The organism is Micromonospora foliorum (assembly GCF_022229015.1).
Lineage (GTDB): Bacteria > Actinomycetota > Actinomycetes > Mycobacteriales > Micromonosporaceae > Micromonospora > Micromonospora foliorum.
The window spans coordinates 1-10,370 of record NZ_JAKKFF010000170.1 but is presented as its reverse complement, the minus strand read 5'-3'; the positions used below and the strand labels follow the sequence as shown (position 1 = coordinate 10,370).

The window sequence follows — 10,370 nt, the reverse complement described above, 5'->3', positions numbered from 1 at the left end:
CGGGTGCCGACGACGACGCCGGGCAGCACCACCGGCCCGTTCGGGGCGGCGTGCAGCCCGGTGACCGTGGCGTCCACCACCAGCGGGTGCTCGGTGCTGGTGTGGGCCGGGTCGGCAACGGCCAACTGCCCGGCGGGGAGCCAGCCCGGGTAGCCGCGAGGGTCCAGCTTGGCGGCTGGTTGTTCGACGGCGACGACCCGGGCCCAGCCGTCCGGGCGGAGCTCGCTGACGAGGACCCGTTCGCCGAGCAGGAGTTGGCTCAGCACGCAGTCGCCGACCTGCTGGTCGGTGTCCAGTCCGGAGACCCAGGTTGGGATGTCGACACCGGCGGTCAGCGCTGGGCAGTCGACCGGGCGGACCGCCTCGGGGGACGTCCACAGCGTCGCCACGGCGACCCGGACGACGGCCTCGCGGCCCGGTTGCAGCTCCACGTCAACCCCCAGCTCGGTCGGCTGTCCAGGGAAACCCTATGAAAGAAACCGACAGTCATCAACCACGAGCCTGCACTTTTGCTTCAGCAAGGCCGGAGATGCCCAGGCCAGGGGCGTCCGGCAGCACCACGGTCGCCCCGTCGTAGCGGATGCCGCCCTGCACCGGTGACCAGGCCAGCCACCACGCGGCGTCCAGGTCGGCGACCGCCGTGGTGCCGTACGCGGCGACCAGGCTCGCCGCCGCCCCGATGCCGACCTGGCTCTCCATCATCGAGCCGACCACCGTGCCGAGGCCGTGGGCGGTGGCCAGGTCGAGGAGGGTACGGGCCGGGTGCAGCCCACCGCACTTGGCCAGCTTGACGTTGACCAGGTCGGCGGCTCGGCGGCGGATCACCTCCACCAGGTCACGGACCCCGAAGACCGCCTCGTCGGCCAGGATCGGCACGGACACCCGGTCGCTGACCCAGGCCAGCCCGTCCAGGTCCCAGCGGATCACCGGCTGCTCGACCAGCTCCACGTCGAGCCCGGCGTCCTCGATGCCGCGGATCACCCGGACCGCCTCCCGGGGCGTCCAGCCCTGGTTGGCGTCCAGCCGGATCCGGGTGCCGGGGCCGACGGCGGCCCGTACCGCCCGCACCCGGTCCAGGTCGCTCGCCGCGTCGGTGCCGACCTTCAACTTGAGCACGTCGAAGCCGTCGGCCTGCCGCTGCCGTGCCGCGGCCGCCAGGTCCACCGCGTCGCCCGCCGCCAGCGTGACGTCCGTCGGGACCCGCAGCGAGGTGCCGCCGAGCAACCGCACCAGGGGTACGCCCAACCGCCGCGCGGCGAGGTCGTGCAGAGCGACGTCCACCGCCGCCTTCGCGGCCTCGTTGCCGACCACCGCGCGCTGCACCTCGGCGCAACGGGCCACCAGGTCGTCCGGGTCACGGCCGATCAGCTGTGGGCCGAGCAGCTCGCGGACGCACGCCTGGGCGCCGGCGACCGACGCGCCGGTGACCTGCCAGACCTGGGGCGCCTCGCCGAAGCCGGACCGGCCGTCGCTGTCGACGAGCTCGACGACCAGGGTGTCCACTGTGGTGGTGCGGCGCAGCGCGGTGACGAACGGGGTGTGTAAGGGGGCGGAAACCCGGTGGGTGCGTACCGCCGCGATCGTCATATGGGGCACCCTATACGGAGGTTCACGGTGGGAGGGGAGACCGGATGACCGGGCAGGGCTGGGAGCTGGTGGGTGCACCGAACGCGCGTGATCTGGGCGGGCTCGTCGGCGCGGACGGGCGGCGGGTCCGGGTCGGCCAGTTGATCCGCACCCCGGCGCTGGGTCGGCTGACCGACGAGGACCTACCGGTGCTGGCGAAGCTGGGGCCGGCGTGCGTGGTCGACCTGCGCGCCGCCTCGGAGATCGCGGTCGCGCCGGAGGACCGGTTCGCCGGTGAGCCACGGGTGGTGCGCCTGCCGGTGCACGATCCGGAGCATCCGGTCTTCACGTACGTCTCGGCGGTGCTGCTCGGTCACGACCTGGACGCGTACGCGGAGCTGGCCCGGCAGGGCACGGCGGGGGCGATGGCGGCGATCTACCGCTGGTTCGTGACCGGTGAGTCGGCGCGGGCCGGTTTCGCCGAGGCGGTGCGGCTGGCGGCCCGGCCGGAGAACCTGCCGCTGCTCTACCACTGCTCCGCCGGCAAGGACCGCACCGGTTGGCTGACCGTCATCCTGTTGACGGCGCTCGGGGTGGACGAGGCGGCGATCCGCGCCGACTACCTGCGCAACAACGAGTTGACCGACAGCCTGCGGGCGGTGATCGTCGAGGCGATGCGCCGGCGCAATCCCGAGCTGGACGTCGACGCGGTGCTGCCGGTGCTGGAGGTCCGCGCCGAGTACCTCGACGCCGGTTACGCCGAGGTGCGCCGGGTGCACGGGTCGTTCGACGCGTACCTGCGCGACGGGCTGGGGCTCACCGACTCCGATCTCAGCGCGCTGCGGGCGCAGCTGCTGGAGTGACCGGTGTGTCGCTGGGTGTGCGGGCGCGGGCGGCGCGGCCGGTGACGATCAGTGCCTGGCCGGCGGCGTAGGTCGCCATGACCAGCACCGGTGCTGCGGGTGGTTGGGCCACCTCGGCCACCCCGGCGGCGATCAGCAGGTCGGAGCCGAGGAACAGCGCGGCGCCGAGACCGACGCGCCAGCCCTGGGTGGTGGCGGTGCTGGCCATGGCGGCCAGCGCGAGCGCGTAGCCGGCCACCGGCACGGCCAGCCCGGCGTCGGTGAGCCCGGCCCACATCCAGGTCAGGGCGACGGCGGTCAGCACCGCGTACCCCAGGGGGACGGCGAGCAGCGGCGTCCGGCGCAGCGCGGTCGCGGCGCCGTGTCGGGTGAAGGCCACGAGGTAGCAGAGGTGCGTGCCGAGGAAGCAGGCCATGCCGGCGAGGAACCAACCGGTGCCGTCGATCATCAGGGCGACGTCGCCGCCGGTGGCGAAGGCCAGCCCGGCGAGCAGCAGCCGGTCCGGTCGGGCCGCGCGTTCGGCGCTGGCCCGCCACAGGTACGCGGCCAGCAGCGGCATCAGCAGCGGCTTGGTGAGCAGGAAGGCCAGACCGCCGCCGGTGGCGTTGGCCAGCAGGTTCGCGGCCGTCACGACGAGGAAGGCGATCAGCACGGTGCGACTGCGGGGCATCGGCGGCTCCGGGGTGGGGGTGCGAGCAGCCTAGCCGGAGGCGGCGGCGCCTGGCCTGGCCGCCGAGGCTGTCGGGTCAGAGCTGGTGGCGGGCGGCCCAGACCTGCGCCGAGATGTGCGCGATCAGCAGGCAGGCGTCGTCCTCCACCTCGTCGCCACCGGCCAGGTCGGTGGTGGTGCAGACGGCGATCAGGTACGGCGGGGCGTCGTCGGGCAGCACCACGCCGGCGCCGTGGCGGACGCCGCGTACCCAACCGTTCTTGTGCGCGATGCGGGTGCCCTCGGGCAGGCCGGCGGCCAGGTCCTCGCGGTGTTTCTGGGCGAGCAGGACGTCCAGCATGGTGGTGCAGGCGGCCGGCGAGGCGAGGTGGCCGGGGGTGGTGGCCCCGGTGGCCAGGGCGCCGAGCAGGGTGGCCAGGTCGGCGGCGGTGACCGTGTTGGTGATGCCGGCCTCGCGGGCGGCGAAGTCCTCGATGCCGCGGCCGGTGACGCTGTTGCGGGCGCCGGTGAGCGCCCAGACCTCGGCGACCGCGGGCAGCCCGACGTGGCCGAGGACGAGGTTGGTGGCGAGGTTGCTGGAGCGCACGATCATCCGGTCGGCCAGCCAGCGCAGCGTCGCGGTGCCGCCGATGCGGTCCCAGACCGCGTCGTCGTTGTCGTAGGGCTGCGCGTTGGCGAAGCGGGGTGCGCCGGGCTGGGCGGACTCGAAGTCGTTGACCACCGGGACCGGGGCGTCCAGGTCCAGGGTGCCGGCCTCGGCGGCGCGGTGCAGCGCGGCGAGCACCGCCACCTTCATGGTGCTCGCGGCGTAGTGGGCGGCGTCCGGGTGGCGGGTCCAGGTCGGCGGCGCGTCGAGCCGCCCCACGTACGCGGAGACGGTGCCGGGCACCCGGTCCAGGTGGGCGTCGAGATCATCCCAGGTCATGCCGGTGACCGTAGCGGATCACGGGGTGGGCGGTTCGCGTACCCGTCGGGGGAAAACCGACGGGCGCGCCGGCCGCAAGCGGTCGACGCGCCCGGTGTCGGGTGCTGGTGGGTCAGCCGGCGTGCTTGCGGCGGGCGGCGGCACGGCCCCGCAGCTGCTGGTCGAGCACCACCTTGCGGATGCGCACCGCGGTCGGGGTGACCTCGACGCACTCGTCCTCGCGGCAGAACTCCAGGGCCTGCTCCAGCGAGAGCTTGCGCGGCGGGATCAGCTTCTCCGTCTCGTCGGAGGTCGACGCCCGCATGTTGGTGAGCTTCTTCTCCTTGGTGATGTTGACGTCCATGTCGTCGGAGCGGGAGTTCTCCCCGACGATCATGCCCTCGTACACCTCGGTGGTGGGGTCGACGAAGAGCTGGCCGCGCTCCTGAAGGTTGATCATCGCGAAGGCGGTGACCGCGCCGGCCCGGTCGGCGACCAGCGAGCCGTTGTTGCGGGTACGCAGCTCGCCGAACCACGGCTCGTACGACTCGAAGACGTGGTGCAGGATGCCGGTGCCCCGGGTGTCGGTGAGGAACTCGGTGCGGAAGCCGATCAGGCCGCGCGCCGGCACCAGCCACTCCATCCGGATCCAGCCGGTGCCGTGGTTGACCAACTGCTCCATCCGGCCCTTGCGGGTGGCGAGGAGCTGGGTGATGGCGCCCAGGTACTCCTCCGGGGCGTCGATGGTCAGCCGCTCGACCGGCTCGCAGGTCTTGCCGTCGATCTCCTTGGTGACCACCTGCGGCTTGCCGACGGTCAGCTCGTAGCTCTCCCGGCGCATCTGCTCGACCAGGATGGCCAGCGCCAGCTCACCGCGGCCCTGCACCTCCCAGGCGTCCGGCCGCTCGGTGGGCAGGACCCGCAGCGACACGTTGCCGATCAGCTCCTTGTCGAGCCGGTCCTTGACCATCCGGGCGGTGACCTTGGAGCCCTTGACCCGGCCGACCAGCGGCGAGGTGTTGGTGCCGATGGTCATCGAGATGGCCGGCTCGTCGACGGTGATCAGCGGAAGCGCTACCGGGTTCTCGACGTCGGCGAGGGTCTCACCGATCATGATCTCCGGGATGCCGGCGACGGCGATGATGTCGCCCGGGCCGGCGGTCTCGGCCGACGTGCGCTCCAGGCCCTCGGTCATCAGCATCTCGGAGATGCGGACCCGCTGGGTGCTGCCGTCGGTGCGGCACCAGGCCACCGTCTGACCCTTGTTGATGGTGCCCTGGCGGACCCGGCACAGCGCCAGCCGGCCGAGGAACGGCGAGGCGTCCAGGTTGGTGACGTGCGCCTGCAGCGGCGCGCCGTCCTCGTACGAGGGTGCCGGGATGGTGTCCAGCAGGGTGCGGAACAGCGGCTCCAGGGAGGTGCTGTCGTCGGGCACCGAGCCGTCGGCGGGCTGGGTCAGCGAGGCGATGCCGTCGCGGGCGCAGGCGTAGACGATCGGGAAGTCGATCTGCTCCTCGTCGGCGTCCAGGTCGAGGAAGAGTTCGTAGGTGTCGTCCACGACCTCCTTGATCCGGGCGTCCGGGCGGTCCACCTTGTTGATCACCAGGATGATCGGCATCCGGGCCCGCAGCGCCTTGCGCAGCACGAAGCGGGTCTGCGGCAGCGGGCCCTCGCTGGCGTCGACGAGCAGCACCACACCGTCGACCATGGTCAGGCCGCGCTCCACCTCGCCGCCGAAGTCGGCGTGGCCGGGAGTGTCGATGATGTTGATGGTGACCGGGTCGGAGCCGTCGGCCGGCAGGTAACGCACGCCGGTGTTCTTGGCCAGGATCGTGATGCCCTTTTCCCGCTCCAGGTCACCGGAGTCCATCACCCGCTCGGTGTTCTCGCCGCGTGCGCCGTACGCGCCGGCCTGCCGCAACATGGCGTCGACCAGGGTGGTCTTGCCGTGGTCGACGTGAGCGATGATGGCGACGTTGCGGAGGTCGGTGCGAAGCTGCATACCCTCTATCCTTCCGCCTGCGCTCGCGCAGGCTGCGTCGGGGTCACCCCCAGGTGCCCCTGATCTATGGTGAAACCGCTGTGCCGGTGGTTCCCCCGGCTGGCATGCTGGCTCCCGTGTCCCGGGGGCCTAAGTGCACGACCTGCTGACCTGGGTGCAGGGTCTGCCCACCCTGTGGATCTACCTGGTCGCCGCGCTGATCGTGGCGGGCGAGACCGCGGTGATCTTCGGCCTGCTCGTGCCGGGTGAGGCTACCCTGCTGCTGGTCGGCTTCCTCACCTACAACGGTACCTTGCGGCTCGGGCCGGCGTTGCTCGCGATGATCGTCGCGGCGGTCCTCGGCGATGGGCTGGCCTTTCGCGCCGGACGGCGGTACGGCTCTCGGCTGCGCGCCGGGCTGGGTCACCGGGTCGGGCCGCAGCGGTGGGCCCGCGCCGACGCCATGCTGGCCCGCCTCGGTGGGCGGGGCGTGTTCGCGGCCCGGTGGGTGGCTTTCGCCCGCACCCTGGTGCCCCGGCTGGCCGGTGCGGCCGGCATGCCGTACCGGCGGTTCGCCGTGTGGAACCTGGCCGGGGTGGTGACCTGGGTGGGCGGCTCGGTGCTGCTCGGTCACCTCGCGGGTGAGTCGTACGACACGGTCTCCCGGTTGCTCGGCCGGGCCACCGGGGTGGCGTTCCTGCTGTTGGCCGGCCTGGTGGGCGTGGTGCTAATCGGTCGGTGGCTGGGTCGTAACCCCGATCCGGTGCGCGCGCTGCTGTCCCGGGCGGGCGCGCTGCCCCCGGTGCGGTGGCTCACGGCCCGCTACGGGGTGCTGTTCTTCCTGGTGGCGGTGCGGATCGGCCCGGCCTGGACGCTGCTGCTCAATCTGGCCGCCGGGCTGTTGCTGCTGTTCGCCGCCGGGCTCGCCATCGCCGGTCTGCTCGCGGTGGCGGTGCGCAACAGTGGGCTGGCCGCGCTGGACGGTGCCGTCGCGGGGTGGTTCGCCGCCCGGCGTACCCCGGACGCCGCCGACGCCACGATGGTCGTGGTGTCGGTGGTACGAGGGTGGGTGTTGATCCTTTTGGTGGCGCTGGTGGCGGCGGTGCTGGCGTGGCGCAACCGGCCCTGGCGGGCGGACCTGCTCAGCGTGGTCGGCACGGTGGGCGCGTTCGTGCCGCTGGTGGTGTTGGCCGTGGTGGCCGAGCTGACCGGCCCGAACGGGACCGCCCCGGGCGGCGGGGAGGTGGCCCCGCTCTCGACCCAGAACGCCGTGGTCGCGGCGAGCTTCTGCACTTTGGCCTGGCTGGTGTCGCGCAGCGCCCACTGGCCGGTGGCCGTGGCCGCCTGGACCGCCGCCGCGGCGGGGGTGCTCGGGATCGGCGGCGCGCGGCTCTACCTCGGGCTGGACACGGCGAGCGGGACGGCTGCGGCGGTGCTGCTCGGGGTGCTCTGGACGGTGGTGTTCATGATCGCCTGGGCGACCCGGGACCGGGCGGTGGGGGATCGTCAACCGCCGGTGGACCAGACCGGGCGGTCGTCGCAGGGGGACCGCCGCCCGGTCGAGCCCTAGGGCGCGGCGACCGGCTCGGGTGACCTCGGGGTGGCCTGCACCGGGTCGCGCGCGAGGCGGCCGGGCCACCAGAAGCGGTCGCCGAGCAGGAACGCCAGCGCCGGCACCAGGACCGTGCGGACCAGCAGGGTGTCGAGCAGGACACCGATGCAGACGATGATGCCGATCTGGGTGAGGGTGATCAGCGGCAGCACGCCGAGTACGGCGAAGACCGCGGCGAGCAGCACTCCGGCGCTGGTGATCACGCCGCCGGTGACCCGCAGGGCGGAGAGCATGCCGGCGCGGGTGCCGGCGCTGCGGGCGTCCTCCCGGGCCCGGGTGACCAGGAAGATGTTGTAGTCCACCCCGAGCGCCACCAGGAACACGAAGGCGAGCAGCAGCACACCGCTGTCCAGGGCGGGGAAGCCCAGCACGTGGTCGAAGAGCAGCCAGGCCGCGCCGAGGCTGGCGAAGAACGACGCGATCACGGTGAGCACCAGCAGCAGCGGTGCGAGCAGGCCGCGCAGCAGGAGCACGAGCACGGCGCCGACCAGCAGCAGGATGATCGGCAGGATGAGTCGTAGGTCACGCTCGTTGGCCTCGTCCGAGTCGTAGGTGGCGGCCACGGAGCCACCGACGATCGCCCCGGACGGGGCATCGGCGCCGGCGGTGGCCGGCGGCGCGGAGTCGGGAACGGCGGCGACCGCCGTGCGGAGCGCCTCGATCGCGCGGTCCGAGGCGGTGGTGCCGGGTTCGGCGTCGAGGACCACGTCGACCTGGGCGACCGCCGCGCCGGCGTCGCCGGGACGCGCCGAGGCGACGCCGGGTACCGCGGTGGCGGCGTCGGTGACCGCCCGCACCGCCGCCGGGGTGGTGAGCACGGCGACGGGTTGGGTGCTGCCGGCCGGGAAGGCCCGCGCCAGGGTCTGCGCCCCGGTCACCGCCTCGGGCTCGGCCCGGAACTGTTCGGTCTCGGACAGGCCGGTACGGATGCCGAGGCCACCCAGTGCCAGGCCGCCGAGGAGCAGGGTGGCCAGCGTGGCGACCACCACCGGGCGGCGTTGCACGGCCGCGCCGAGTCGACCCCAGAGCCGACCCTCGCGGACCGGGCCGCCGACGCGGGGTACGAACGGCCAGAACAGGCCACGACCGAAGAGCACCAGCACGGCGGGGAGCACGAACAGGGCCGAGAGCATGGCGAAGACCACACCGGTGGCGCAGGCCACCGCCAGCGCCCGGTTGGTCTCCTGCTCACTGAGCAGCAGGGTGAGGACGCCGAGCACGACGGTGCCGCCGCTGGCCAGGATGGGCTCCGCGGTGCGGCGAAGCGCGGCGCGCATCGCCGCGAACCGGTCCTCCTCGCGGCGCAACTCCTCCCGGTAGCGGGCGATGAGCAGCAGCGCGTAGTCGGTGGCGGCGCCGAAGACCAGCACGCTGGCGATGCCGGTGACCTGACCCTGCTGGAGGTTGATGCCGACGCCCGGCACGATGACGTCCACCGCGCGCAGGGTGAGCTGCTCGGTCGCGGCGACCACGACCAGCGGCACGATCCACAGGAACGGGCTGCGGTAGGTGATCAGCAGGAGCAGCGCGACCACGGCGGCGGTCACCGCGAGCAGGGTGACGTCGGCGCCGTCGAACACCGAGGAGAGGTCGGCGGTGAAGGCCGGGGCGCCGGTCACCTCGGCGGTCAGCCCGTCGGGCAGGTCGTCCAGGGTGGCGCGCAGCTGGGTCACCGTGTCGGTGACGACCTCCTGCCCGCCGGCGGTGTCCAACGGCACGGCGACGAGGGCGACCGCGCCGTCCGGGGAGACCTGGGCGGGGCTGACCTGCCCGCCCACCGCGAAGCGGCGCAGGCCCTCGGCGCGAGCGCCGACGGTGGCCCGGTCGGCCTCGCTCAGCGTGCCGCCGTCGCCCCGGCTGACCACCACGATGGCCGGTTGCACCTCACTGGAGGGCAACTGGTTCTGGAGACGTTGCACCTGGGTCGACTGCCACTGCGCGGACAGGCCGGTGGCGGAGACCGGCGCCGGGTTGTCCGGCTGGGGCGTCGCGAAGACGGCCGCGCCCACGACGATCGCGGCGGCCACGGTGAGCCATGCGGCCAGCCGGCCACGAGCGACTCTGGTGAACACAGACATCAGTGACCTCAAGGTCTTTCGGTAGCCGAGTATCTTGATAGCCGAGATTATCCAGGGCTGTTCTATGCTGCAACCCGGGGGACCGACGACGGGAAGAGCGGCGCGAGGTGGCGACTCACGGCATGTACCGACGGCGCGACACGCGCCGCGAGCAGCTGGTCGCGGAGATCACCAACAACCTCCGGCGGTACGCGGTGGACGCCCAGCAGGTCGGCCACGCCTTCGCCAACCTGCACGGCCTCAACCCGACCGACCTGCAGGCGTTGATCGCGGTGATGGACGCCGAGCTGCTCGGTGACCCGATCACCCCCGGCCGTCTCGGCGAGCAGCTCAACCTCTCCTCCGGCTCGGTCACGGCCCTGATCGACCGGCTGGAACGGGCCGGGCACATCCGCCGGGACCGGGACACCGTCGACCGACGCAAGGTGCTGCTGCACTACGCCGACCAGGGCGCCGCCCTGGCCATGCAGTTCTTCCAGCCGCTCGGCGCCCGCACCGACACGGTGATGGCCCGCTTCGGCGAGGACGAACTGGAGGTGGTGCACCGGTTCATGGCGGAGATGAGCGAGTCGCTGCGGGGGCACCGGGACGCGGTGCGCGCCGCCCGGCCGGAGTCACCCCGCCGCCCGACGGGCTGACCGGTGCCGGACCGGCTCGTCACCCGCCTCGCCAGCGCCGCGCTGCGCCTGCCACCGC

Annotated in this window: 8 protein-coding genes and 1 pseudogene; 3 read left to right on the top strand and 6 right to left on the bottom strand. The window is 73.2% G+C overall.

All coding sequences use genetic code 11. From position 1 onward, the window contains the following. Nucleotides 1-431: pseudogene (locus PSH25_RS14050) on the bottom strand (glycoside hydrolase); the annotation flags it as partial. Between the two features lie 58 nt (nt 432-489). Beyond that, nucleotides 490-1,587, bottom strand: coding sequence for a mandelate racemase/muconate lactonizing enzyme family protein (locus PSH25_RS14045; protein WP_238659521.1), 1,098 nt, complete (start codon nt 1,585-1,587; stop codon nt 490-492). A 44-nt stretch (nt 1,588-1,631) separates the two neighbouring features. Between PSH25_RS14045 and PSH25_RS14040 the strand changes: the two genes are divergently transcribed. Further along, a complete protein-coding gene (locus PSH25_RS14040) occupies nt 1,632-2,429 on the top strand; it encodes a tyrosine-protein phosphatase (protein ID WP_238659520.1) in 798 nt (265 codons plus the stop codon). Here the strand turns inward: PSH25_RS14040 and PSH25_RS14035 are convergent. The 3 genes from PSH25_RS14035 to typA all read right to left on the bottom strand — a co-directional run bounded on the left by PSH25_RS14035 (nt 2,398) and on the right by typA (nt 6,005). Further along, complete coding sequence (locus tag PSH25_RS14035) at nt 2,398-3,099, bottom strand: lysoplasmalogenase (protein ID WP_238659519.1); 702 nt, start codon at nt 3,097-3,099, stop codon at nt 2,398-2,400. The genes PSH25_RS14040 and PSH25_RS14035 overlap by 32 nt on opposite strands. A 76-nt stretch (nt 3,100-3,175) precedes the next feature. Next, nucleotides 3,176-4,024: a serine hydrolase gene (locus PSH25_RS14030; RefSeq protein ID WP_238659518.1), complete on the bottom strand. Its 849-nt coding sequence runs from the start codon at nt 4,022-4,024 to the stop codon at nt 3,176-3,178. Nucleotides 4,025-4,136: 112 nt separating this feature from the next. After that, entirely contained in the window at nt 4,137-6,005 is a 1,869-nt protein-coding gene (gene typA / locus PSH25_RS14025) for a translational GTPase TypA (RefSeq protein WP_238659517.1), read from the bottom strand. A 133-nt stretch (nt 6,006-6,138) separates the two neighbouring features. Here typA and PSH25_RS14020 point away from each other — a divergent pair, with 133 nt between their 5' ends. Continuing rightward, nucleotides 6,139-7,554 (top strand): DedA family protein, encoded by a 1,416-nt coding sequence (locus PSH25_RS14020; RefSeq protein WP_238659516.1) that lies wholly within the window; start codon nt 6,139-6,141, stop codon nt 7,552-7,554. On the opposite strand, the gene PSH25_RS14015 is transcribed toward PSH25_RS14020, so the two are convergent. Further along, nucleotides 7,551-9,674, bottom strand: a complete 2,124-nt coding sequence (locus PSH25_RS14015) for an MMPL family transporter (RefSeq protein WP_238659515.1) — start codon at nt 9,672-9,674, stop codon at nt 7,551-7,553. The genes PSH25_RS14020 and PSH25_RS14015 overlap by 4 nt on opposite strands. Nucleotides 9,675-9,796: 122 nt before the next feature. On the opposite strand from PSH25_RS14015, the gene PSH25_RS14010 reads away from it, so the two are divergent. Then, nucleotides 9,797-10,312 carry a MarR family winged helix-turn-helix transcriptional regulator gene (locus PSH25_RS14010; protein WP_238659514.1) on the top strand — a complete coding sequence of 172 codons (516 nt, stop codon included), beginning with the start codon at nt 9,797-9,799 and terminating at the stop codon, nt 10,310-10,312. The last annotated feature ends 58 nt before the right edge of the window (nt 10,313-10,370 follow it).